The 22,518-nt window shown below is 62.9% G+C and carries 23 protein-coding genes; 5 read left to right on the top strand and 18 right to left on the bottom strand.

Going from position 1 to position 22,518, the window contains the following annotated elements; all coding sequences use genetic code 11:
- Window positions 1–4 precede the first annotated feature (4 nt).
- Entirely contained in the window at window positions 5–475 is a 471-nt protein-coding gene (locus GSQ88_RS30320; RefSeq protein WP_159011558.1) for a RidA family protein, read from the bottom strand.
- Between the two features lie 286 nt (window positions 476–761).
- On the opposite strand from GSQ88_RS30320, the gene GSQ88_RS30315 reads away from it, so the two are divergent.
- Window positions 762–1,634: a cell envelope integrity EipB family protein gene (locus GSQ88_RS30315; RefSeq protein WP_159011556.1), complete on the top strand. Its 873-nt coding sequence runs from the start codon at window positions 762–764 to the stop codon at window positions 1,632–1,634.
- Between the two features lie 195 nt (window positions 1,635–1,829).
- On the opposite strand, the gene GSQ88_RS30310 is transcribed toward GSQ88_RS30315, so the two are convergent.
- Window positions 1,830–3,143 carry a DNA polymerase IV gene (locus tag GSQ88_RS30310; protein ID WP_159011554.1) on the bottom strand — a complete coding sequence of 438 codons (1,314 nt, stop codon included), beginning with the start codon at window positions 3,141–3,143 and terminating at the stop codon, window positions 1,830–1,832.
- Window positions 3,122–3,421, bottom strand: coding sequence for a DUF3572 domain-containing protein (locus tag GSQ88_RS30305; RefSeq protein ID WP_159011552.1), 300 nt, complete (start codon window positions 3,419–3,421; stop codon window positions 3,122–3,124). The genes GSQ88_RS30310 and GSQ88_RS30305 overlap by 22 nt, the downstream gene beginning before the upstream one ends.
- Window positions 3,422–3,646: 225 nt before the next feature.
- Between GSQ88_RS30305 and GSQ88_RS30300 the strand changes: the two genes are divergently transcribed.
- Window positions 3,647–4,012, top strand: a complete 366-nt coding sequence (locus tag GSQ88_RS30300) for a response regulator (RefSeq protein ID WP_159011550.1) — start codon at window positions 3,647–3,649, stop codon at window positions 4,010–4,012.
- A 12-nt stretch (window positions 4,013–4,024) separates the two neighbouring features.
- Entirely contained in the window at window positions 4,025–5,398 is a 1,374-nt protein-coding gene (locus GSQ88_RS30295; protein WP_159011548.1) for a PleD family two-component system response regulator, read from the top strand.
- A gap of 22 nt (window positions 5,399–5,420) precedes the next feature.
- Here the strand turns inward: GSQ88_RS30295 and GSQ88_RS30290 are convergent, their stop codons facing one another.
- Window positions 5,421–6,626, bottom strand: coding sequence for a serine hydrolase domain-containing protein (locus tag GSQ88_RS30290; RefSeq protein ID WP_159011546.1), 1,206 nt, complete (start codon window positions 6,624–6,626; stop codon window positions 5,421–5,423).
- Between the two features lie 190 nt (window positions 6,627–6,816).
- Entirely contained in the window at window positions 6,817–7,425 is a 609-nt protein-coding gene (locus tag GSQ88_RS30285; RefSeq protein ID WP_502706781.1) for a TetR/AcrR family transcriptional regulator, read from the bottom strand.
- Between the two features lie 134 nt (window positions 7,426–7,559).
- Between GSQ88_RS30285 and GSQ88_RS30280 the strand changes: the two genes are divergently transcribed.
- Window positions 7,560–8,792, top strand: a complete 1,233-nt coding sequence (locus GSQ88_RS30280) for an MFS transporter (protein ID WP_159011544.1) — start codon at window positions 7,560–7,562, stop codon at window positions 8,790–8,792.
- 10 nt (window positions 8,793–8,802) lie between these two features.
- Here GSQ88_RS30280 and GSQ88_RS30275 read toward each other — a convergent pair whose 3' ends face one another.
- The 6 genes from GSQ88_RS30275 to GSQ88_RS30250 form a co-directional block, all read right to left on the bottom strand.
- Entirely contained in the window at window positions 8,803–9,522 is a 720-nt protein-coding gene (locus GSQ88_RS30275; protein WP_246785125.1) for a Crp/Fnr family transcriptional regulator, read from the bottom strand.
- Between the two features lie 114 nt (window positions 9,523–9,636).
- Complete coding sequence (locus GSQ88_RS30270) at window positions 9,637–10,986, bottom strand: amidase family protein (protein WP_159011540.1); 1,350 nt, start codon at window positions 10,984–10,986, stop codon at window positions 9,637–9,639.
- Window positions 10,987–11,046: 60 nt separating this feature from the next.
- Window positions 11,047–12,054 (bottom strand): taurine ABC transporter substrate-binding protein, encoded by a 1,008-nt coding sequence (locus GSQ88_RS30265; protein WP_159011539.1) that lies wholly within the window; start codon window positions 12,052–12,054, stop codon window positions 11,047–11,049.
- Window positions 12,055–12,128: 74 nt separating this feature from the next.
- Window positions 12,129–12,905 (bottom strand): ABC transporter permease, encoded by a 777-nt coding sequence (locus GSQ88_RS30260; RefSeq protein ID WP_246785123.1) that lies wholly within the window; start codon window positions 12,903–12,905, stop codon window positions 12,129–12,131.
- A 68-nt stretch (window positions 12,906–12,973) separates the two neighbouring features.
- The gene (locus GSQ88_RS30255) at window positions 12,974–14,266 is read right to left on the bottom strand and encodes a M20 family metallopeptidase (RefSeq protein WP_246785121.1); all 1,293 of its coding nucleotides are present in this window, start codon (window positions 14,264–14,266) and stop codon (window positions 12,974–12,976) included.
- Between the two features lie 274 nt (window positions 14,267–14,540).
- Window positions 14,541–14,720: a hypothetical protein gene (locus GSQ88_RS30250; protein ID WP_159011533.1), complete on the bottom strand. Its 180-nt coding sequence runs from the start codon at window positions 14,718–14,720 to the stop codon at window positions 14,541–14,543.
- Between the two features lie 307 nt (window positions 14,721–15,027).
- Between GSQ88_RS30250 and aqpZ the strand changes: the two genes are divergently transcribed.
- Complete coding sequence (gene aqpZ / locus GSQ88_RS30245; protein ID WP_159011531.1) at window positions 15,028–15,744, top strand: aquaporin Z; 717 nt, start codon at window positions 15,028–15,030, stop codon at window positions 15,742–15,744.
- A gap of 88 nt (window positions 15,745–15,832) precedes the next feature.
- Here the strand turns inward: aqpZ and rpmG are convergent, their stop codons facing one another.
- The 7 genes from rpmG to GSQ88_RS30210 all read right to left on the bottom strand — a co-directional run.
- Window positions 15,833–16,000: a 50S ribosomal protein L33 gene (gene rpmG, locus GSQ88_RS30240; protein WP_159011529.1), complete on the bottom strand. Its 168-nt coding sequence runs from the start codon at window positions 15,998–16,000 to the stop codon at window positions 15,833–15,835.
- A 126-nt stretch (window positions 16,001–16,126) separates the two neighbouring features.
- A complete protein-coding gene (locus GSQ88_RS30235) occupies window positions 16,127–17,452 on the bottom strand; it encodes an LLM class flavin-dependent oxidoreductase (RefSeq protein WP_159011527.1) in 1,326 nt (441 codons plus the stop codon).
- Window positions 17,453–17,651: 199 nt separating this feature from the next.
- Entirely contained in the window at window positions 17,652–18,122 is a 471-nt protein-coding gene (locus GSQ88_RS30230) for a PaaI family thioesterase (RefSeq protein ID WP_159011525.1), read from the bottom strand.
- A 162-nt stretch (window positions 18,123–18,284) separates the two neighbouring features.
- Entirely contained in the window at window positions 18,285–19,040 is a 756-nt protein-coding gene (locus GSQ88_RS30225; RefSeq protein WP_159011523.1) for an NUDIX hydrolase, read from the bottom strand.
- Window positions 19,041–19,085: 45 nt separating this feature from the next.
- On the bottom strand, window positions 19,086–19,526 hold the full coding sequence (locus GSQ88_RS30220) for a DUF983 domain-containing protein (protein ID WP_159011521.1): 441 nt from the start codon (window positions 19,524–19,526) through the stop codon (window positions 19,086–19,088).
- The gene (rnr, locus tag GSQ88_RS30215) at window positions 19,514–21,955 is read right to left on the bottom strand and encodes a ribonuclease R (protein ID WP_159011519.1); all 2,442 of its coding nucleotides are present in this window, start codon (window positions 21,953–21,955) and stop codon (window positions 19,514–19,516) included. The genes GSQ88_RS30220 and rnr overlap by 13 nt, the downstream gene beginning before the upstream one ends.
- A 12-nt stretch (window positions 21,956–21,967) precedes the next feature.
- Window positions 21,968–22,518 (bottom strand): topoisomerase C-terminal repeat-containing protein (locus GSQ88_RS30210; protein WP_283810715.1); only part of this gene is annotated, 551 nt, incomplete at its 5' end.

Below are 22,518 nucleotides of genomic sequence, written 5' to 3'. Positions count from 1 at the left end.
CTTCTTAGGAGACGACCTCGAATATCCCCTCGACCTCGACGGCTGCGTCTGCCGGCAGCGAGGCAACGCCGACGGTGGTGCGGGCGTGGCGGCCCTTGTCGCCGAAGGCTGCGACCATCAGGTCGGAGGCGCCGTTCAGGACTTTCGGCCCGTCGAGAAAGTCGGGCGCCGAATTGACGAAGCCGCCGAGACGGACCACGCGCACCACCTTGTCGAGGTCGCCGAGCGCGGCCTTGACCTGCGCCAGCAGGTTGATCGCGCAACCGCGCGCCGCCGCGTTGCCTTGCTCCACGGTAACGCCGGCGCCGAGCTTGCCCTTGGCGATCAGCTTGCCCTCGGGATCGACGCAAACCTGACCGGACACGATCAAGAGATTGCCGGTGCGCACAAACCCGACGTAATTGGCTACCGGGCTTGGCGGCGTATGCAAGACAATGCCCAATGCCGCCAGTTTTTGTTCGACCGTACCCGCCATGTTTCGTCCTCGTCTGATGTGAACCAGGTTTGATGTGAACCAGCACCCGATGAGATGTGATCGGGCGCACATTGTTTCGCGCATTGCGGTACTACATGCAAGCCAGCGCCGGTCTGCGTTGCCGCTTCCGTGAGGGGCATCCGGCGCCAAGCCTGAAAAACCTTGAAGCCTGAAAAACCTTGAAGCCTGAAAAACCTTGCCGTCTCGGCGTTTTTTGTGATTTTTGCCCTAGTTGCGGCGCAATAGCGCCGTCACTAATCTGACAAATCTCCTTCGAGGAAAAGACATGACCGTGTCACTCATTTTGCCTCGCGGCGCCAGATCATTGGCGCTCAGCGTCGCCGTCCTCGCATTTGGATCGGTTTTTACCGGCAGCCGGGCCGAGGCCGGCGCGAGCATTCCGTTTTTGCCGCATCAGGCGCTGTATGATCTGACCCTCGTCAAGTCGCGCGGCAGTTCGGTCGACAGCGCGCGGGGGCGCATTCTCTACACCTTCACCGGCAGCGCCTGCGAAGGCTACTCCTCGGAATTCCGGCAGGTCTCGGAACTGCAAAGCGGCGAAGACAAGGTGACGTTGAGCGATCTGCGCTCGAGCTCCTGGGAAGACGCCGATGGCAAGAGCTATCGCTTCAAGATCGATTCACGGATGAACGACACCGACTCGAACCCGGTCGACGGGGTGGCCGAGCGCACCGGTGACCACGTCACGGTCAAATTGAAACAGCCGCAAGCCAAGACCTTTACGCTCGACGGCAGCACGGTGTTTCCGACCCAGCAGATCCAGCGCATCATCGAGGCCGCGCGCGCCGGCAAATCCGTGCTGGAGCTCACGGTCTATGATGGCTCCGACAATGGCGAGAAGGTTTACAACACGCTGTCGGTGATCGGGCAGGCGATACCAGGCGACCGGACCATCGCCACGCCGGATCCCTCCACCACCAGCGATGCGATGAAATCGCTGACGCGGTGGCCGGTCACGGTCAGCTATTACGACCGTGACACCAAGCCGACGGACGGCGAGCAGACGCCGGCCTATGCGATGTCGTTCGAGCTTTACGAGAACGGCGTCTCGCGGTCGCTGCTGCTGGACTACAATGATTTCGTCGTCTCCGGCGTGCTCGGGAAATTCGACGTCAAGGATTCCAAGCCGTGCAAGTGATGGTAGCGAGGGTTTTGGCCGCTGCCACATCCGCACCGTCAGTCTGAGAGGCTGTGCAGCGATCTCGGACGTCATCCCCGGGATGACGGTTCCATTGCTGCACGGCTCCATCCGTCATTGCGAGCGAAGCGAAGCAATCCAGGGCCACAAGCAAGGCTGGATTGCTTCGCTTCGCTCGCAATGACGAACTTGGACTCACTCCTCTTCCTTGCCCGGCCCGTCATAGGCGATGCCGCGGATCACGGCGGTATTGCCGAATTTCTTGCGCAAATCGTCGATGGCGCGTTCGGCGTGGGCGGAGCGGCGGTCGAGCATGTCGGTGTCGTCGGCCGCCGATCCCACGCGCAACGCGCTGACGCCGGTGCCGATCAGCCGAAACGACGTACCGTCGATTTCCTTTGCCAGCATTTCCCGCGAGGTCGCGAAGATTTTGGTGGCGAGCTGGGTCGGCGCGTGAATCGATTGCGAGCGGGTGCGCTGCCTGAAATCGGCGGTCTTCAGTTTCAGCGTGATGGTCGCGCCCGACAGATCGCTGCTCTTGAGTCGCGAGGATACTTTCTCCGATAGCCGCCACAGGGTTTTTTCCAGGGTCGCGAAATCGCGGATATCGCTCTCGAATGTGGTCTCGTTGGAGATGGTCTTGGCGCCGCGATCGGCCTCGACGCGGCGATCGTCGATGCCGCGCGCCAGCCGCCACAGCCTGCGGCCTTCGGTCGAGAATTGCCGCATCAACTCGATTTCGTCGGCGCGCTGCAGGTCGGCGATGGTGCGGAAACCGCGCTGGATCAGCTTTTCCTGGGTGGCTGGTCCGACCCCGTAAATGAAGCCGACCGGCTTTTCGGCGAGCATCACGCGCGCCTGCTCCTGGTCGAGGGCGGCAAAGCCGCGCGGCTTGTCGAGGTCGGAGGCGATCTTGGCCAGGAACTTGTTGCAGGACAGGCCCACGGAAACCGTGATGCCGATCTTGCGCTCGACCTCGCGGGCAAAGCGCGCCAGCACCTTGGCGGGGATCATGCCATGGACGCGCTGGGTGCCGGCAAGGTCTAAAAACGCCTCGTCGATCGAAAGCGGCTCGACCAGCGGCGTCAGCGCCTGCATGGCGTGCCTCACCTCGCGGCCGACCCTGACATATTTGGCCATGTCGGGCCGGATCACGGTGGCATGCGGGCACAGCGCCAGCGCCTTGAACATCGGCATCGCCGAGCGCACGCCGAAGGTGCGGGCGATGTAGCATGCCGCCGACACCACGCCGCGCTTGCCGCCGCCAATGATGACCGGCGTGTCGGCAATGGCAGGGTTATCGCGCTTCTCGACGGTGGCGTAGAACGCGTCGCAATCGATGTGGGCCAGCGTCAGCGCCGGCAGTGTGGGATGACGGAGCAGGCGAGGGGAGCCGCATTCGCCACAGCGCCGGGCGGCGATATCGTGATCAGCCAGGCAATCCCGGCAGAAGCAGGTGGGGCCGCCAGGCTCCGGCGCGGCGGCGCTCACGGCACATCGCGCTCCCATTGCGGATCGTTCAGCGCCTGGTGGGCCGCGGCAATGTTGGTGGGATGAAGCTGCGAGGCGGCCGCGAACGCCTTCACGGTCGCGTCATCGCGCATCACGAAATCCAGCACATTGGCCAAAAAATGTGGATCGGTCGCAGCGGTGCGCAGCGTCTCCGGGCCGATCCCGCTTTCGGCCAGAAACAGCCCCAGCCGCTCAGGCTCGCCGGCGATGAAGGAAAGCGCCTGAACTGCAACGATTTCAGCGGCTTGCCGGGGGTTTTGAACAGCTTTCTTCAACTGACGTGTTTGCCTTTCCGTAACTTCTGGTCTCTAGTTTGAAACTATCTTGCCCGAGTCTGCAAAGCTTGTTCAAGCAAGTCCAAACCGCTCTGCAGAAAGTTACCACTTCGGCTTAACGGGTTAGAACGAATCTGGCGCTAGTTTAAATTCAGTTTTTTCCACGTCCGGCGGCGCATCGCTGCGCCGGAGGCCGGGCCTGCTTATCGGGAATTGGAGGGACGGATGGCCAAAACCGTCCTGATCGTGGAGGACAACGAGCTCAACATGAAGCTCTTCCGCGATCTGTTGGAAGCGCACGGCTATCAGACCTGCGGGACCAGCAATGGTTTTGAGGCGCTCGACCTCGTGCGCAAGCTTCGTCCGGATCTCGTTCTGATGGATATCCAGCTCCCTCAGGTGTCCGGCCTCGAAGTGACGAAATGGATCAAGGACGATCCGGAGCTGCGCAACATTCCGGTGGTCGCGGTGACGGCGTTTGCGATGAAGGGCGACGAAGAGCGTATTCGCGAGGGTGGCTGCGAGGCGTATTTGTCCAAACCGATCTCGGTCGGAAAGTTTATCGAGACCGTTCGACGGTTCGTAGGGTAGGGGAGAGTATCGATGTCCGCGCGTATCCTGGTCGTCGACGACGTTCCCGCCAACGTCAAGCTGTTGGAAGCGCGGCTGTCGGCCGAATATTTCGACGTCCTGACCGCGAGCAATGGCACCGAGGCGCTGGCTGTCTGCGCGCGCGCCGAATGCGATATCATCCTGCTCGACGTCATGATGCCCGATATCGACGGGTTCGAGGTCTGCCGCCGGCTGAAGTCCAATCCGGCGACGCATTTTATTCCGGTCGTGATGGTCACGGCGCTGGACAGCCCGGCCGATCGCGTGCGCGGCCTGGAGGCCGGCGCCGACGATTTCCTGACCAAGCCGGTGTCCGACGTGGTGCTGATTGCGCGGGTGCGTTCGCTGACCCGCCTGAAGATGATGACCGACGAATTGCGCATGCGCGCGATCACCTCGCTCGAGATCGGCGTCCAGGCGCCGGAGCGCAGCGCGGTGGCCGACACCGGCAAGGGCGGCCGCGTGCTGCTGGTCGATGACCGGGCGTCGTCCTACGAGCGGCTGGCGCCGGTTTTGAGCGCCGAACACACCGTGGATGTCGAAACCAACCCGGCGGAGGCGCTGTTTCATGCCGCCGAAGGCAATTACGACCTGCTGATCGTCTCGCTCGGCCTGGAGAATTTCGACGGCTTGCGGCTGTGCAGCCAGGCGCGTTCGCTGGAGCGGACCCGGCAAGTGCCGATACTCGCGATCGCCGATGCCGACAATAACGCGCGGCTGCTTCGTGGCCTCGAGATCGGCGTCAACGACTATTTGCTGCGCCCGGTCGACAAGAATGAATTGCTGGCGCGCGCCCGTACCCAGATCCGCAAGCGCCGCTATACCGACCATTTGCGCGACAACGTGCAGAACTCGATCGAGATGGCGATCACCGACGCGCTCACCGGCCTGCATAATCGCCGCTACATGGAAAGCCATCTCGGTACGCTGGCCGAACAGGCCTCGAGCCGCGGCAAGCCATTGGCGCTGATGATGCTCGACATCGATTTCTTCAAATCGATCAACGACAATTATGGCCACGATGCCGGCGACGACGTGTTGCGCGAATTCGCGGTAAGGATCCGCAAGTCGATCCGCGGCATCGATCTGGCCTGCCGCTATGGCGGCGAGGAATTCGTCATCGTGATGCCGGAGACGGATCTGCACGTCGCCGGCATGGTCGCCGAGCGCTTGCGGCGCTCGATCGCAGGCGAGACGTTTGCGGTCCACAAGGGTGCAAAACGGATCGAAGTTACGATTTCGATCGGCCTGTCGACGCTGGAACGCAAGGGCGAGGCCGTCGCCGACGTGCTCAAGCGCGCCGACACCGCGCTCTACCGCGCCAAGCATGACGGCCGCAACCGGGTGGTGGCGACCGCGGCGTAAAGTTGACCCCCGCGAGATCGTCTTATCGCCCTTGCTTCAGCGCTTCATACGCCAGCCGCTTGAACTCGAACGAGAATGGATGGACGAACGCCATCTGGCGCTGGGCCATCATGACACCGGCCATGTTCCGCTTCGGCGAGATCCACCATTGCGTCCCGGCCACGCCACCCCAATAGATTTCGCCTTGCGAATCCGGATGATCGATCGGCGAGGGCTGCAGGATAAGGCCGCCGCCGAGCCCATAGGCCTTGCCCGTGAGTTCGCCCATCATGGCAAAACGAAGCCACACCCCGTCGGCCAATTGGTTATTGGTCAGCAACGCAAGCGTCTCTGGCTTCAGCAGGGTCGGGCCGCCCGGCAGCAGGCTTCGGATCAAGGCCACCATGTCCGGCAGCGTTGAAACCAGGCCGCCGCCGCCGTTGAACCGTGGGACCGGCTTCAGATAAGCCCCCGGATAGGGCGCGTTGTCGGTCCGCGTCAGCCCCGGCTTCATCGGCTCCATCAGGTCGGCGCCGGCGTAATACGCCACGAACCGGCCGCGATCCTTTTCCGGCACCACGAAGCCGGTGTCGACCATGCCGAGCGGCTCAAGAATCCGGGACTGAATGAACGTGTCGAATGGCTGGCCACTGATGACCTCGACCAGCCGCGCGATCACATCGATGGCGACCGAATATTCAAACGACGTTCCCGGCTGATACACCAGCGGAAGATCCGCCAGCGCGTCGATCATGGCTGACAGCGGCGTCGCCGGGTTGAGCACTTTGCGCTCGTTGTAGGCGGTGAAAATAACACTGCCGGGATCGAACAGCCCGTAGCTCAGCCCTGCGCTGTGGCTCAGGAGATGACGGATCGTGATCGAGCGCTGGGCCGGCTCGGTATCGTCCAGCGTGGTTGCACCGGGGCGCAGCACCTTTCGGTTTGCAAGCTGCGGAATGAATGTCTCGATCGGATCATCGAGCTGGAATTTGCCTTCCTCGAACAGCAGCAACGCCGCGCAGGCGGTGATCAGCTTGGTGTTGGAGAAGATGCGGAAGATGTGGTCGGCGCGCAACGGCGTCTGCGCCTCCTTGTCGGCCCATCCAACGCAATTGACGTCCACGAGGTCGCGGCCGACCAGCACCGCCGACGAGATGCCGGCAAGCAGGTCGCCGTCGACATAGCGTTGCATGGCGGCGTGTGCCGGTTTGAAGTCGTAACCGTTGGTGGTGACTTTCAAGTCTTCCATTGTGGTTTCCCTTATCCCGGCCGTGCGCTGCTACGGCCTTGCCCGTGTTGCTCAAGGCAGCAGGTGGGTACCACATCACCCTGTCGAAAGGCCACGGCGTATGGGTGCGGCGACTTCTCGATTGAAATCGCTAACGCCCTGGAATACTGGATCCCCCGGTCAAGCCGGGGGATGACGGCCAATTTGAGCGCTACTTCGCGGCGCGTTGTGGCTTCTTTGCAATCGCGGCCGCGTTTTCGTCGAGCACGACCCCCGCATTCGCCAGCAGCACGCGCGCGGCTTCTTTTGCGGCCCGCGCCATCGCGGGATCGTTGCGCACGAGGTCCTGGGCGATCGAGCCGTCGACCAGCAAGGCAAGCTGGGTCGCGAGCGCTTCAGGGTCAGTGGCCCCAAGCTGGTGCAGCAGGTCGCGAAACCAGAGGCGGCGGCTCTCCTTGAACGCGATCGCGATCCGGCGGACCGACGGATCCGCAGGGCCCAGCTCGGCAACCGCGTTGACGAACGGGCAGCCGCGAAAATCTTTGGCTGCAAAACGCCGCTCCAGCGCATCGAAGGTTGCGAGAATCTGTTCGGCGGGCGGTTTGTCGGAAGCGCGCGGCGGCACGAAGCGGCGCTCCAGATAGGCCGCGATCAACGCATCCTTTGACGGGAAGTGGTTGTAGAGCGTGCGCTTGCTGATGCCGATTTCGGCCGCGATGGTGTCGACGCCGATGGCGCGAATGCCCTGCAGATAGAACAACCTGTCCGCGGTTTCGAGGATTCGGTCCTTCATCGCCGGTTTGGGGGGCAGGGTTGCCATGCGTGTCTGCGATATCCCTCGGTCTTGACAGCAGGAGCGCCTTATAGACTAATTACACAGGTCTGTGTAACCAAATCAGGCGGGAATCGCAGGACGCGGCTTTCGTGCCGCGGCCCGAAGGGAGAACAAAAATCATGCCCCTGCTGCAACTGCTGCGTCCCACGCTTCCCATCCTGATCGGCGCGTCCCTGATGCTGACGCTGAGCATGGGTCTGCGGCAAAGTCTCGGCATCTTCATGCAGCCGCTGACCCACGATATCGGAATATCGGTTTCCGATTTCACGCTGGCGATCGCCATCCAAAATCTCGCCTGGGGCTTTCTGCAGCCGATCGCCGGCGCGATGACGGCGCGCTACGGTTTCCGCGCCATCATGGTGGCGGGCGCGGTGTTTTACATTGCCGGGCTGTCGCTGATGGCGAGTGCACATGGCTTTGTCGGTGTCCTGCTCGGCGGCGGCCTGCTGATCGGGGTGTCGCTGGCCTGCACCGCGGCGGCGATCGCGATGTCGGTGGCGGCGCGCGCGGTGCCCGCGAGCGTACGCAGCACCGTGATGGGCATGGTTTCCGGCGCAGGATCGCTCGGCGCGCTGTTGTCGGCGCCGCTCGGGCAGATCCTCAGTGAAGGCTATGGCTGGCGCGTCGGGCTCGCCGGTTTTGTCATTCTGTCGCTGGCGCTGATCCCCGCAGCCTGGTTCGCCGGCGGGGTCGACCGGATTCCGCTGCCGAAGCCGTCGTCGGACGACATCGGCAACAATTCGGCCGGCGTCGCGGTCAAGCTCGCGTTCGGCAATGCCTCGTTCGTGGTGATGACCTGCGCCTATTTCGTCTGCGGCATGCAACTGGTCTTTCTCACCACGCATCTGCCGTCCTATCTCGCGATCTGCGGCCTCGATCCGATGCTGAGCGCGCAGACGCTGGGCATGATCGGTGGTTTCAACGTGCTGGGCAGCCTGTTTTTCGGCTGGGCCGGCCAGCGCTGGAACAAGCTGGCGCTGCTCGGAGGAATCTACATCTTCCGCTCGATCGCGCTCGGCTGGTATTTCATGCTGCCGGCGACGCCGGCCTCGACCTTGCTGTTCGGCGCGATCATGGGTTTCCTGTGGATGGGGGTCGGTCCCCTGGTGGCGGGCGCGGTTGCCGAAATGTTCGGGCTGAAATGGCAGGCGATGATCCAGGGCCTTGCCTTCATGAGCCATCAGCTCGGCAGTTTCCTCGGCGCCTATGGCGGCGGGCTGATCTACGATCAGCTCGGCTCCTACAACATGGCCTGGCGGATCGGTGTCGCGCTCGGTCTCGCCGGCGGCATCATCCAGGTCGCGTTCGCGCTGATCAGGCCGAGCGAGCCGCCATTGGTAGCGGCGCGATAGGGCCTCGTGGTCAATCGTCGAGTTGGCGGCGCAACGCCGGGAGATCGTTGACGACCATCTTGGTCGGCCACGTCGATATGATGCCTTCGTCCTGAAGCCTGCCCAGCACCAAGCTGATCGATTGACGCGTGGCGCCGATCATCCGTGCCAGGTTTGCCTGCGTAATGCGGCCAAGCTGGACCGAACCGTCGTCGGCCAGTGCCGCATTTTCGCTGAGCTTGACCAACAACAACATCAGACGTTCCGCCACTTTCTGGCCGCCCAGGGTTTGGGCGAGCGTCGAATAGGTCTCGCCCTTGAACCCCAGGCATTCGATCAGGGCGATGGCAAAGCCCGGCGACTGCGCGATCAGAGCGCGGATCGCCTTCTGGTCGAGATGTTGCGCCTCGACGCGGCCGACGGCTCGCGCCGACCAACTGTGACGATGGTTGCCGAGCACATAGGGGGCTCCGACGAAGTCGCCGCTCTGCCACGTCGACAGCATCAGCTCGCGTCCCTGCGGCCCGCAATACGTACTCTCGACCACGCCGCTGAGAATGATATGGATGCCGTCGCCGATTTCGCCCTGACGCAACAGATACTCGCGATTCTGGTAGAGCACGACCTTGCCGGTCGCCATCACCAGATCGAGGTCGGGCTTTTGCAGGGCTTTGAGTAGATAGCGATCGGCTGCGGCCTCGCGCCGATCGGCGCCAGCGATGCTGTCAGCGGCCAAGTCGCGTGAATCCAAGTCGCGTGAATCCAAGTCGCCTGAAACCATGCGTCCTACTGCAATTGTCGAAACCGGCGCGTTGCGGGAAAAGCTACGGGGTACCGGCGTCTATTGCAATGATGGGCAGGTTTCTCAGCCGGCGCTGCGCAGGAATGCCTCGGCAAGCCCGGTCAGCGCGGCTTCGCGGCCGGGCGGCGCCAGCACCGTAATGCCGTAGGGCACGCCGGCCCGGGTAACCGCGTTGGGAACAGCGATAGCGGCCAGACCAAGCGGGTTGGCGAAGTTGGTGTAGTATCCGTTGTTGAAATTAGGCCCCAGCGGATCGCGTGCGACCTCCTCGACGGTCAAGACGGTGCCTACCGTCGGCACCACCAGGGCGTCATGGCTTTGCCAGAACGCTTGCAGCGACCGCTGCACTTGCTTGACCTGATAGAGGGCTCGGTAGGCGTCGGCGGCGCTGTGCCGGCGGCTGCCGATGATCAGATCTCGCACCAGCTTGATGCCGGCATCCGGATGGGCGTCCAGGAAGGCGCCGACCGAGACATCGCGCTCGGCCAGAAACGGTCCGAAGAACATCAAATCGTTGATCGACGTAAACGGCGTGAAGTCGATCGGTGCAAGCGTGGCTCCCAAGGCCGAGAACCGTTGCAGCGCATTGGCAAACAGCGCCTCGGTCTCGCTGTTGCCGAAGAACTTCAAATGTTCGGCCTGTGGTGTCGCGAGGCACCAGGGCTGCGCGGCAGAGGCGCCATCGTGCCACCCGGCAAAGTCCACAGGCGAAAAGAAATCCAGTGGATCGGGACGGGCCAGCACCCGATAGATATCGTAGGCGTCGCGCGGCGTGGCAGTATAGAGCGAGATGGTATCGAAGCTGCGGCAAGCATAGACCATGCCGCGTTGGCTGAAGGCGCCCGGTGCCGGCTTGAAGCCGGTGACGCCGCAGTAGGACGCCGGCACCCGCCCGGACCCGCCGGTGTCGGTCCCAAAGCCGAACGACGACGTGCCGGTGGCGACCGAGACGGCGGCGCCCGAACTCGATCCGCCGGGAATATAGTCTGGATTATGCGGATTTCGGGCAATGCCGTACGGCGAACGCACGCCGACGAGGCCGGTCGCGAACTGGTCCATATTGGTCTTGCCGACATAGAGCGCACCTGCCGCGATCGCATCGGCAACCACCGGGCTCGTGGCTTTGGCGATGTAGCGGAATTCAGGACAGGCCGACGTCGTCGGCTCGTCCGCGACGTCGATGCAATCCTTGACCGAAAACACCAGACCATAGAGCGGCAACGCCTCAATGTCGGCGATGCGCCGGTCGAGGGCGCGTGCGGCGGCCATCGCCGAATCCGGATCGACGGTGGATATCCAGACGCCGCTCTGATCGGCATCCGACAGCCGCGATAGCACGTGCGCCATCACCTCGGAGGGTTTTAGCCCTGCATCGCGATAGGCTGTCCGTAGAAAACACGGCGAGATATTCATGTCAGCCTTTGACGGTGGCGGGCGCCGATGGATCGGTACGAAAAGGGGAGCGCTGGGTGATCATTTGCCGACAGCCTTCTCGATATAGGATGGCGTGACGAAGGCATCGAAATTGTCGCGGGGCAACAGCTTCGGCAATCGATCCTGCCCGACCAGGAAATCGGCGGTGGCGACCAGCGTGTCGACGAACTGACCCTTGGCCGAGGACGTGCCGAGATATTGCGCGGTCAGTTGCCGATCGCAGGGCACCATTGCGGTCCCGTTCATCATGCGGGTGGCGTCGGCGAGCGGCAATGTCAGCTCCTCGGCGATGATCTCCGCGGTCTTGGCCGGATTGTTCAGCCAGAAGTCGATGCCGTCGCATTCGGCTTTGACGAATTTTTCGACGTAGTCCGGATATTTCGCCGCGAATGCGTTCATGACCACGCCAATGTCCCAGGTCGGGTAGCCGCGTTTTCCCATCATGCCCGAGGTCATGAAGATATGTCCGTCATTCTTGACAGCCTTGTCCAGATTGGGCTCCCAGAACCAGGCGGCGTCCAGATCGCCGCGTAGCCAGGCGGCGGCGATATCGGAGGGTGCGAGGTCGAGAATCTTGATTGAGGCGGGATCGACGCCGTCGTCTTTGAGCGCCTGCAGCAGCAGATAGTGTGTGGTCGAACCGAACGGTGCGGCCACGGTCTTGCCCTTGAGGTCTCTCAGCGACTTGATGTTCGCGGAGGTGCGAACCACCATCGCCTCAACCGTGTCCAGCATGTTGATCACCATGATTCCCTTGATCGGCAGGCCACGCGTCACCCCGATCGCCGCCGGCGGATTGCCGAGACCGCCGAAATCGACATCGTTGCCGGCGATCGCACGCAGCATGTCGCCGCCGCCACCGATTTTGACATATTTGATGTCGACGCCGGGCATCTCCTTGGCGATCAGGCCGAGATGCTTGGTGACGAGTTGGGCATTGACCAGATTGAGATAGCCGATCGTGATCTTGTCCGGTTTGTCAGCGCCATAGGCGAGGGTGGTCAGGGCGATGGTGACGGCAGCGAGTGAAGCGATCCATTTCAGCATATCGTGCTCTCCTGCGGTGGCGGGGACTGGTGTTCTTGCCGGGCGCGTCCCGTCTCGCGCGCCGCGGCTCCTTATCAGCGCGACAATTGCGTCCATGGCATCAGCAATCGGCCGATCAGGCGCATGGTGAAATCAAGTGCGACGCCGGTAAGCCCCAGCACGATCAGGCCCATGATCACGATGTCGGATAAAAGAAACTTGGCCGCATCCCAGATCATCCAGCCGATCCCGGCCGATGCCGCGACGATCTCGGCGGCCACTAGCACGGTGTAGATGAAGCCGAGCGAGAGCCGCATTCCCGAAAGGATTTGCGGCCCGGCCGCGGGCAGATAGATCTCGAAAATCAGGGCGCGGCGCGTGGCGCCGAGCGTGCGCGCGGCACGCACATAGACCGGATCGATGGAGGAGACCGCCTGGATGGTCGAAATGACGATGCCGGGAAGGCCGGCCAGAAACAGCAGCGACAGCTTGGATGCCTCACCGATGCCAAGCCACATCACCAGAAGCGTGTAGAGACCGAGCGGCGGCAGCGGCCGATAAAACTCGATCAGAGGATTGAGCAGGGCGCGCGCATCCCGTGATACCCCCATCAGCACGCCGAGCGGAATGCCGACAAGGCACGCCAGCGCGAACGATACCAGGACCCGGTACAGGCTGGCGCCGACGTGCTCGAGCAACGTCGAGCCCTGATAGCCCTTGGTCAGCGTCTTGACGAAGGCCGCCCACACCGCTTGCGGTTTCGGCAGGAACAACTCATTGGCCCAGCCCATCTCGGTCACCAGCATCCAGGCGCCAAGCAGGATGGCAATCGACAGCGACGACAGCAAAAATGACCGAGAGATCTTTGGCATTCGTAGCGGCCGCAGGTTTCCGCTCACGCTCGGCGTCATCGGAACGGCGATCTGCCCGCCATCGCCGCTCATGTCCGGACGCCCAGAATTTGCATGATGGTCAGCGCATAGATCCGCGTCGCCATCACCGCCTTGGTGATCGAAATCGATTCGTTGTCGACCGCCCAGCCGTCTTCGCCGGGTCCGAAAGTCACCGCGTTGATGCCGGCTTCCCGGAAGCGAATGGTGTCGTTGAATGCGTTCTTGCGGTTGACGCCCGGCTCGCGCCCCATCAGCCTGCGGTAGACCGCGCGCAACGACGTGCACGGTTCCTGATCGACCGGCACCGGCTCGGTGGCATTGACGAACAGCGAGCCCGGCACCTGCCGCACCGAAAAACCGATGGTGTTGACGCCGGCAAAGGTGTTGCGCGCGGTTTGCTCGATGTCGGAGATGACGCTCGCCAGCGTCATGCCGGGCACGATGCCGACCACCGCAAGCGTGATGGTGCAGGCATCCGGCGAAAACTGCATCTCGCCCGGCAGTCCGCCGCGAATACGCACCACCGAACAGCAAGGCGGCGTATGTCCCATGAACTTCGCCGGTACGTGGGTGAATGCCATCGCCTCGAGCTTCGGCAGCAGCTTGCCGGCTTCCACGATGGCATTGACGCTGATGTCAGGGCGCCAGATATGCGACTTGGCGCCGTCGACCGTGATCTCGATCAGGCAGTGCCCCGAATTGGCAACCGACAGATTCATGCCCCAGTCGCCGGACGTATCGCCCCACGCGGTCGGTTCCGCCGTGATCTCGTAGTCGGCGGTCAGGCCGACCTGTTGCAGCATATAGATCGAGCCCTCGGTGCCGTTGCGCTCCTCGTCGACGGTGTAACAACAGATCAAGGTGCCATCGAGCACGACACCGGCCTCGACCAGGGCCTGCACCGCGAGCAGCGACGCGGCGAGGTTGCCGCGGGTATCGGATGTGCCGCGGGCGAACAGGAGATCGCCGTGCCGGGTGGCGTTGAAGGGATCGAAGTTGGTCATGTGCCATTTGTGCGGCTCCACGACCGGATAGGTGTCGAGATGATCGTTGAGGATCAGCGACGGTGCTCCCTCGCGGCCCTTCAACACGCCGACGATATTGGGCCGGTGCGGCTGGGCGGCGTGCTTTGACACGCTCATGCCGAGCGCCTCCAGCTTGCCGGCGACCAGCATGGAGATGGCTTCCTCCTCTGCCGGCGGCAGATCGGGATCGAGCGGATTGCCGGAACGAGGCTGGCCGGTGGCGATCAATTCGGTCGCCAGCGCGAGCCATCGCTCTTCGGTGATTCGGGAGAGCACGTCGGCTTCGAATTCGGTAACGCGCGGCGTTGCGTCCATGTGCATTGTTCCCGGCCAGTGAAGAGCGTTCACCGCGGGGTATTGCAGCAGCCGTGCCAACCGGCGCGGATCACCGGACGCTTGTCATTTTCTCCGCGCTATCAGTGAGTTGCCGGGTAAGGCCCCGAGCGCAAATATTTGCGGCGGAATCGACTTTTGATCAATCTGGATGATCGGCAGCGTAATTTCTGGCTGACGAAATCATCCTCGATTTCGCCTTCACGATCGATTCGCACGGCGACGACAGTGCGGATCGGCGGTTCGCCCGGCTGGCCTATTCGCCGCCGATGGCGCGGTCGATCGCGTCGACCAGGTTCTGAATTTCGACGAATTTGGCCCGTGCGCGTTCCGCCTTGTCGCGATCGTACGGCGCGGCGAGCACCTTGGCATGGGCATCGCGGTCCTCGAGCATGCGGTCGCGCGCCTTTTTCAGCGTATCCAGCCGTTCGCTCATGTTGATCTCACCTTCAGCGTGGCCGGATACCTCTGAATTGCGCGAACGACGCAAATCCGGTTTCGGACCTGAGGCAAGCCTGCGGCGCGAATCACGCTAGCAACCGACGGTTAACAAACGCCACGAGCGCTGGAGCGCTTTTGTATCGACGCGCGCGACTCAACGCGAAATTACGAATCGAATTCTTCAGTTTGAATTTACTGCTCCGCAGCAATCCACCGGCGCTAATGATCAAGGCCAATTCGTGCCGCAATTGCGGCGCTCCGATTGGTTGTTTGGCGAATCGAAACAACTTTGGGGGAATAAAATGAACGGCAAAAAATACGTCGCGGAGTTCATCGGCACGTTTTGGCTCACTTTTGCAGGCTGCGGCAGCGCGATCATTGCAGCGGCGTTTCCGCAAGTTGGGATCGGCCTTGTCGGCGTGTCGCTGGCGTTCGGACTGAGCGTCGTGACCATGGCGTATGCGATCGGCCATGTCTCGGGTTGCCATCTCAATCCGGCGGTCACCGTCGGTCTCGCCGCGGGCGGGCGTTTTCCAGCCGGTCAGATCCTGCCTTATGTCATCGCGCAGGTGATCGGCGCGGTCGCCGCATCGGCGTTGCTCTATGTGATCGCGAGCGGCGCTGCCGGCTTTGATGTCAGCAAGGGCTTTGCATCGAACGGCTACGATGCGCATTCGCCGGGCCATTACAGCATGATCGCGTGCTTCATCATGGAAGTGGTGATGACGATGATGTTCCTGTTCGTCATCATGGGTTCGACGCACGGCAAGGCGCCGGCGGGATTCGCGCCGCTGGCGATCGGCCTGGCGCTGGTGATGATCCACCTCGTCAGCATCCCCGTGACCAACACCTCGGTCAATCCGGCGCGCAGCACCGGGCCGGCGTTGTTCGTCGGTGGCTGGGCGCTCGGGCAGCTCTGGATGTTCTGGGTCGCGCCGCTGATCGGGGGCGTGCTGGGCGGGGTGATCTATCGCTGGCTCAGCGATGAGCCGACCGGCACCGTGGAAGGCAGGGCCTGAGCGCGGGAATCGCGACAAGTCGTACCGTAAAATCAAAAACGGGGCCCAAAGGGCCCCGTTCAAATCCATCAGCAATGTTGCCGGCGAATTACTTGATCTTCGATTCCTTGAACTCGACGTGCTTGCGCGCGACCGGGTCGTACTTCTTCTTGACCAGCTTGTCGGTCATGGTGCGCGAGTTCTTCTTGGCGACGTAATAGAAGCCGGTATCCGCTGAGGAAACGAGCTTGACCTTGATGGTGACCGCTTTGGCCATGTTCAGACCTCAATACTTCGGAGAAATTGGGACGCTGGCCGATACGGCCTGCATTTGCGCGCAACCTAGCCTCAGATCGCCTAAAGTCAAGGTTTTGCGGCGCAAAACCCGTCCAATTCGGGCTGATTAACCCTCAAAGAAGCGGTTTTTCGGCCTCGGCAGCCCCAAATTCTCCCGCAACGTCGGTCCCTCGTACTCGCGGCGGAAAATCCCGCGCTTTTGCAGTTCCGGCACCACTTTGTCGACAAAGTCGTCGAGGCCGGCGGGCAGGAACGGGAACATGATATTAAAGCCGTCGCTGCCTTCGCCGGTCAGCCATTCCTCCATCTGATCGGCGATGGTCGAGGCGGTGCCGACGAACGATAGCCCGCCATAGCCGCCGACCCGCTGCGCGAGCTGGCGTACCGTGAGCTTGTCGCGGGCGGCGACGTCGACCAGGCGCTGACGGCCGCTCTTGCTGGCATTGGTTTCGGGGATCGGCGGCAATTGGCCATCGGGATCGAAGTCGGAGGCGTCGGTGCCGAGCTGGACCGACAGCGAGGCGATGGCGCTGTCGTAATGCACGCGGCTGTCGAGCAGCGCGCGCTTCTCCTTGGCTTCCTCGACGCTGTCGCCGACCACCACGAAGGCGCCCGGCAGGATCTTCAGATGCTCCGGGTTGCGGCCTATCTTCGCCATGCGGCCCTTGATGTCGGCGTAGAGTTTTTGCGCATCGGCGAGCGGGCCGCCGCCGGTGAACACGGCCTCCGCCGTCTCCGCCGCGAGCTGCCTGCCGTCCTCGGAGGCGCCGGCCTGCACGATCACCGGCCAGCCTTGAACGGGGCGGGCGATGTTGAGCGGGCCGCGCACCGAGAGGTATTTGCCCTTGTGGTTGAGCACATGCATTTTGGCCGGGTCGAAAAACAGGCCGGATTCGACGTCGCGCACAAAGGCGTCGTCGGCAAAGGAATCCCAGAGGCCGGTGACCACGTCGTAAAACTCGCGCGCCCGCTTGTAGCGTTCGGCGTGCTCCATGTGATCGTCGAGCCCGAAATTCAGCGCCGCATCCGGATTGGACGTGGTGACGATGTTCCAGCCCGCGCGGCCACCGCTGATATGGTCGAGCGAGGCGAAGCGGCGGGCAACGTGATAGGGCTCGTCGAAGGTGGTCGAGCCGGTTGCGATCAAGCCGATGTTTTCGGTGGCGCCGGCCAGCGCCGACAACAGCGTGAACGGCTCGAACGAGGTGACGGTGTGGCTGCGCTTGAGCGCATTGATCGGCATGTTCAGCACGGCCAGATGGTCGGCCATGAAGAAGGCGTCGAACTTGCCGGCTTCGAGTTTCTGGATCAGCCGCTTGATATGCCCGAAATTGAAATTGGCATCCGGCCAGGCGCCGGGATAGCGCCAGGCGCCGGTGTGGATGGAGACCGGCCGCATGAACGCGCCGAGCTTGAGTTGCCGTTTTGCCATTGCCCCGTTCCGGTGTGGTTGTCGTTGCGGAACAGATAGGGATGAAGCGGCGCGGCGCTATCGCGCGGAGCGCAGAAGATTATTTTGTTTTTGGGGCGGCCAACAACCAATTGTCATTCCGGGCGCGCGTTAGCACGAGCCCGGAATAACGGAGAGGTTGGTCCAAACCCTCAAGCCAACCGGCTTAAGCGCCTATCTCTCAGCCCTCAAACACCAGGCACGTCGTCGTACCGTGCGCCAGCAGTTTTCCGCTGGCGTCGGTGATCCGCCCCTCTGCGGTGCCGACCCTGCGGCCCCGTTGCAACACCACGCCTTCGGCGCGGATCGGTCCGGTCTGCGGCGTGATCGGGCGCACCAACGAGATCTTGAACTCCAGCGTGGTCTGCGCGAGGCCCTTTTCGAGGGTCGTCTGCAGCGCGAGCCCCATACAGCTATCGAGCAGCGTCGCCGAAAAGCCGCCATGCACGGTGCCGGCCGGATTAAGCAGATCCTCGCTTGGCTCGGCCGTGACGACGACGCGCCCGGATTCCGCCTCGGCAATGTCGTAGCCGAGCGTGCGGGCAATCGTGTTGAGCGGCAGGGTGCCATCGGCCAACCCCTGCACGAACTCCAGGCCGCTCATTGTCTTGCGCTGCTCTGCGCTCACGGTCCCGTATGTCTTGCTCGGCATGCGGCTCACTTTCCTGGCTGGCACGTTTCCAATGAAAAGCACCCATAGCCGTTGCGACGACCCGCGGACACCCGTTTAGCGTTGGGATGGGGTGGGCAGATTTTGAACGAGGCCGATGGAGCCGGAGGCGTCACGGTGCGGCGTCTATGATCTTGAGAAAGCTCAGGCGCCCAGCACGTCCTTTTGCATCTTGCCGCCGTAGAAATGGAAAAACGGCACCGGGGCGTCGTGGCTTAGGGGTCCCGTGGCGAGACGCTTGTTCAGTTCGCCCAGCACATTCTTGGTCATCGGATGCAGATCGGCGAGCGGCTGTGAGCCGAGTTCGACCCAGACCAGTTCGACCAGTTCAGCTTCCGGATGGATCACGCCCTCGACCCGATGGGCGATCGCCGAGGCGTCCGCGGTGAAAAACCGCGTATCGAAGCGGCGGACGCGGCCGGGTGGCGTGATGGCGCGGGCGATCAGGAACAGTCCGGAGGGATCGGGCAGCAAGCCGGCGTCGGTGAACGGTTTCCAGGGACCTTCAAGTTTTGCGCCTTCGGGTTTTGGCGCAGCACCGTCGCTTTTGCGGCCAAGACAAAGCCCGGTTTCCTCGCAGGCCTCGCGAATTGCCGCGACGGCCAGCGACCGCGCCCGTGACGCGGTGATCTTCGGGCTGCCCTTCAGCAGATTGGTTTCGAGCGCGTGGGTGATCGGCGCCGCGACCGGGACGCGGTTGTCGGATTTATCGACACGGCCGCCGGGAAACACGAACTTGCCGGGCATGAACACCACCTTGTCGTGGCGCTTGCCGACCAGAACTTTTGGAATGGCCGAGCTGCGATCGACCAGGATCAGCGTGGCGGCGTCCTTGGGACGAAAATAGGGATGATGGTCGGCTTCTTTTTCTTCTTTGACGATTGGCGCAGTCTCGGTCATTCCGTCCCCAACGATTTGCTTTTAGATGTTTTGTTTTTGATCGGGTTACACCGGCGGAATGTCGCCCGGCGCATTCTCGTCGAACCCATGCATGCGCAGCGCCCATTGCATCCCGACCACGGCGCCTTTCACCGGCTGCAACAGCGCCAATGATAAGATCAATGTCAGCGGCAGATAGATCGCCAATTGCAGCCAGACCGGCGGCGAATAATCGGTTTCGATCCACAGTGCGGTCGGCACCACGAGATGGCCGACGATGACGATCACGAGATAGGCCGGCAAATCGTCTGCGCGGTGCGGGGTGAAGTCGAGGTCGCACACCGAACATTTGTTGCCGACTTTGAGGAAGGCACAAAACAGCTTGCCCTCGCCACAACGCGGGCAGCGGCCGCGAAAACCGCGCTTGATCGAGGTCCAGACGTCGCGCTTCTCGCCGGCCGCGGTCTCTCGGGTCCAGACTTTGGTGGCAGTGTTCACGGTGTCCACGACTTGCCCTTTCCGGACTTGCCCTTGCCAGACTTAGCTTGACCAGCCTGGTTATTTCCCGACCCGTTATTTCCAGATTTGCCTTGCTTCGACTTGCCCTTGCCAGCTTTGCTCCTGCCAGCCGTGTTGTTGGCCGATGCGCGGTCCTTCTTGCGCGAGCTGCGGCCGGGATACTTTTTGGCCGGCTCCTGCATCTGCGCTCTCGGGCCGTCGCCGCGCGCGCGGTCGCGATGACGTCCGCGCGGCAAAACCTGGCCTTCCGACAGCAGTTCAAAGCGCAACGCGCCCGCCACAGGGGCTGCTTCTACCAGACGAACATCGACCACGTCACCCAGCCGGTGCATGGCTCCGCTGCGTGTGCCGACCAGCGCGTGGCGTGTCTCGTCGTAATTGAAATATTCCGTGCCGAGCGTGCGGATCGGAATCAGGCCATCGGCGCCGGTGTCGGCGAGCTTGACGAACAGGCCTGCGCGGGTGACGCCGGAAATCCGGCCCTGAAAGCTGGCCCCGATGCGGTCGGCGAGAAAATGCGCAATCAGCCGATCGGCGGTTTCGCGCTCGGCCTTCATCGCGCGCCGTTCGGTGACGGAGATTTGGGCTGCGACCTCGCCGAGGGTTTCCACCGTCTCGGTTTCCGGCAACGCGCCTTCGCCAAGGCCGAGGCCGCGTATCAACGCACGATGCACGACGAGGTCGGCGTATCGCCGGATCGGCGACGTGAAATGCGCGTAGCGCCGCAGGTTCAGGCCGAAATGACCGTAATTCTCGGCGGCATATTCCGCCTGGGCTTGCGAGCGCAACACCACTTCGTTCACCAGCTGCTCGGAATCGTGGCCTTTGACCTGTGCCAGCACACGATTGAACAGCGCCGGACGTAACGCGCCGCTTTTCGCGAACGGCAGATCGAGCGTCTTGAGAAATTCCTGGAGGTTATGAACCTTCTCCAGCGTCGGCTCGTCATGCACCCGATAAATCAGCGGCAGCGCCTTCTTCTCAAGCATTTCGGCCGCGGCGACGTTGGCCAGGATCATGAATTCTTCGATCAGTTTGTGCGCGTCCAGCCTTTCAGGGACGATCACGCGATCCACCATGCCGTCGGGCTTCAGGAGAATCTTGCGCTCGGGAATATCGAGATCGAGCGGGTCGCGTTCGTCGCGGGCGCGCTTGACGATCGCATAAGCCTCGTAAAGCGGTTTCAGGATCGGATCGAGCAGGGGACCTGTGGTGTCGTCGGGCCGTCCGTCGATCGCGGCCTGCGCCTGCGCGTAATTCAGTTTCGCAGCCGAGCGCATCAGGATGCGATGAAAGCTGTGCGAGCGCTTGCGCCCGTCATTGCCGATCACCATCCGCACCGCGAGCGCGCCGCGCGGCTCGCCCGGCACCAGCGAGCACAGATCGTTGGAAATCCGCTCCGGCAGCATCGGCACCACGCGGTCGGGGAAATATACCGAATTGCCGCGGATCAGCGCATCGCGATCCAGCGCCGATCCCGGCCGCACATAGAACGCGACGTCCGCGATCGCGACCGTAACGATGGTGCCGCCTTTGTTATTGGGATCGCTATCCGGCTCGGCATAAACCGCGTCGTCATGGTCCTTGGCGTCGGGCGGATCGATGGTGACCAGCGGCAGCTCGCGCCAGTCCTCGCGGCCGGCGAGCGTCGCGGGTTTGGCGGCTTCGGCTTCGCGCAACGCGGCCGGTGAAAACGCTTGCGGGATGTCATGGGAATGGATCGCGATCAGGCTGACCGCTTTCTCCGACGACAACGAGCCGAGCCGCTCCTTGACCTTGCCCGAGGCGAGACCGAACCCGCGCGAGCGCACCAGGTCGACGCTGACGAGATCGCCGTCTTCGGCGCCGCCGGTGTCGGCCTTGGCGATGTTCAATTCGCGGCCGGCTTGTTTCTTGTCGACCGGAACCAGCCGGCCGCCGCCGTCGGGCAGCTTGCGGAAGATTCCGAGCACGCGGGTTCGGGCGTGATCGATGACCTTGATGACGCGGCCGCGATAGATCGCGCCTTCGCTGTCGTCGGATTTCTCGATTCTCAGCAGTGCGCGGTCGCCGACGCCGGCGGCGGTGCCGGGTTGTGGCCGGCGCGGAACGTGAATGCGGATTTTCGGCGCGGCGCCGCTTTCCTCCTCATCCCACTCCGCGGGCTTTGCGATCAGCTCGCCATCGCTGTCGCGGCCGGTGATGTCGGCCATCAATGTCGGCGGTAGGGTGGCTGGCTCGGCGATTTTTTTGCCGCGTTTTTCGATCGTGCCCTGGTCGGCTAGTTCGCGCAAAATGCGCTTCAGCTCGACGCGATCCTCGTTCTTCAGGCCGAACTCGCGCGCGATCTCGCGCGTTCCGATATGTCCCGGATTCGCGCGGATAAAGGCGACGATGGCGTCCCGGCTTGGAAAGACCCTGTCGCGTTGTTTTGCCACTCGATCCGCTTCTTATCCGCTGGCTTTGCCGGCACTTTTTTTGGCGACAGGTTTTGCCGTTTTCGCCGCCGGGCTCTTGATAGCTGAGGTCTTGGCGGTCGCCGTCACCGGCGCGCGCGCTTTGCTCGCGGCATCGGATTTCGGTTTTGCCGCGGCCTTTTTCGCCGGTGCCTTCTTGGCAGGCTTCGCCGCCGCGTCTGCCTTGGGCGGTTTTGCCGCGGCGGTTTTCTTGGCGGGCGCGGCCTTCTTTGCGCCGCGCTTGGGCTTGCCGCCGCCCTTGGCCACGCGCTCATCGATCAGCGCGATGGCTTCCGGCAGCGTAATGGCGTCCTGGGTCTTGTCGCTCGGGATCGTGGCGTTGACGCCGCCGGCGGTGACATAGGCGCCGTAGCGCCCGCTCTTGACCGCGACGCCGCCAAGGGTCGGATGATCGCCCAGCGGCTTGCCGGGATCGGCGCCGAAACGGCGTCCGCTCGGGCCCTTCGCGATCTTCTCGGCAATCAGGGTGACGGCGCGGTTGAGGCCGATGTCGAACACCTCGTCGCCGGCCTCGAGGCTGGCAT

Origin of the sequence: Bradyrhizobium sp. S69 (assembly GCF_009766005.1) — a bacterium.
In the GTDB taxonomy this organism is placed as follows: Bacteria; Pseudomonadota; Alphaproteobacteria; order Rhizobiales; family Xanthobacteraceae; genus Bradyrhizobium.
The sequence above is the reverse complement of the archived record's forward strand: the minus strand, read 5'-3'. Positions and strand labels throughout refer to the sequence as shown.

Excerpts from the sequence above, each read along its gene's own strand:
- GSQ88_RS30320 (WP_159011558.1), bottom strand. The coding sequence starts at position 475 with ATGGCGGGTACGGTCGAACAAAAACTGGCGGCATTGGGCATTGTCTTG.
- GSQ88_RS30315 (WP_159011556.1), top strand. The coding sequence starts at position 762 with ATGACCGTGTCACTCATTTTGCCTCGCGGCGCCAGATCATTGGCGCTC.
- GSQ88_RS30310 (WP_159011554.1), bottom strand. The coding sequence starts at position 3,143 with ATGGGAGCGCGATGTGCCGTGAGCGCCGCCGCGCCGGAGCCTGGCGGC.
- GSQ88_RS30300 (WP_159011550.1), top strand. The coding sequence starts at position 3,647 with ATGGCCAAAACCGTCCTGATCGTGGAGGACAACGAGCTCAACATGAAG.
- GSQ88_RS30295 (WP_159011548.1), top strand. The coding sequence starts at position 4,025 with ATGTCCGCGCGTATCCTGGTCGTCGACGACGTTCCCGCCAACGTCAAG.
- GSQ88_RS30290 (WP_159011546.1), bottom strand. The coding sequence starts at position 6,626 with ATGGAAGACTTGAAAGTCACCACCAACGGTTACGACTTCAAACCGGCA.
- GSQ88_RS30285 (WP_502706781.1), bottom strand. The coding sequence starts at position 7,425 with ATGGCAACCCTGCCCCCCAAACCGGCGATGAAGGACCGAATCCTCGAA.
- GSQ88_RS30280 (WP_159011544.1), top strand. The coding sequence starts at position 7,560 with ATGCCCCTGCTGCAACTGCTGCGTCCCACGCTTCCCATCCTGATCGGC.
- GSQ88_RS30270 (WP_159011540.1), bottom strand. The coding sequence starts at position 10,986 with ATGAATATCTCGCCGTGTTTTCTACGGACAGCCTATCGCGATGCAGGG.
- GSQ88_RS30265 (WP_159011539.1), bottom strand. The coding sequence starts at position 12,054 with ATGCTGAAATGGATCGCTTCACTCGCTGCCGTCACCATCGCCCTGACC.
- GSQ88_RS30260 (WP_246785123.1), bottom strand. The coding sequence starts at position 12,905 with ATGCCAAAGATCTCTCGGTCATTTTTGCTGTCGTCGCTGTCGATTGCC.
- GSQ88_RS30255 (WP_246785121.1), bottom strand. The coding sequence starts at position 14,266 with ATGGACGCAACGCCGCGCGTTACCGAATTCGAAGCCGACGTGCTCTCC.
- GSQ88_RS30250 (WP_159011533.1), bottom strand. The coding sequence starts at position 14,720 with ATGAGCGAACGGCTGGATACGCTGAAAAAGGCGCGCGACCGCATGCTC.
- aqpZ (WP_159011531.1), top strand. The coding sequence starts at position 15,028 with ATGAACGGCAAAAAATACGTCGCGGAGTTCATCGGCACGTTTTGGCTC.
- rpmG (WP_159011529.1), bottom strand. The coding sequence starts at position 16,000 with ATGGCCAAAGCGGTCACCATCAAGGTCAAGCTCGTTTCCTCAGCGGAT.
- GSQ88_RS30235 (WP_159011527.1), bottom strand. The coding sequence starts at position 17,452 with ATGGCAAAACGGCAACTCAAGCTCGGCGCGTTCATGCGGCCGGTCTCC.
- GSQ88_RS30230 (WP_159011525.1), bottom strand. The coding sequence starts at position 18,122 with ATGCCGAGCAAGACATACGGGACCGTGAGCGCAGAGCAGCGCAAGACA.
- GSQ88_RS30225 (WP_159011523.1), bottom strand. The coding sequence starts at position 19,040 with ATGACCGAGACTGCGCCAATCGTCAAAGAAGAAAAAGAAGCCGACCAT.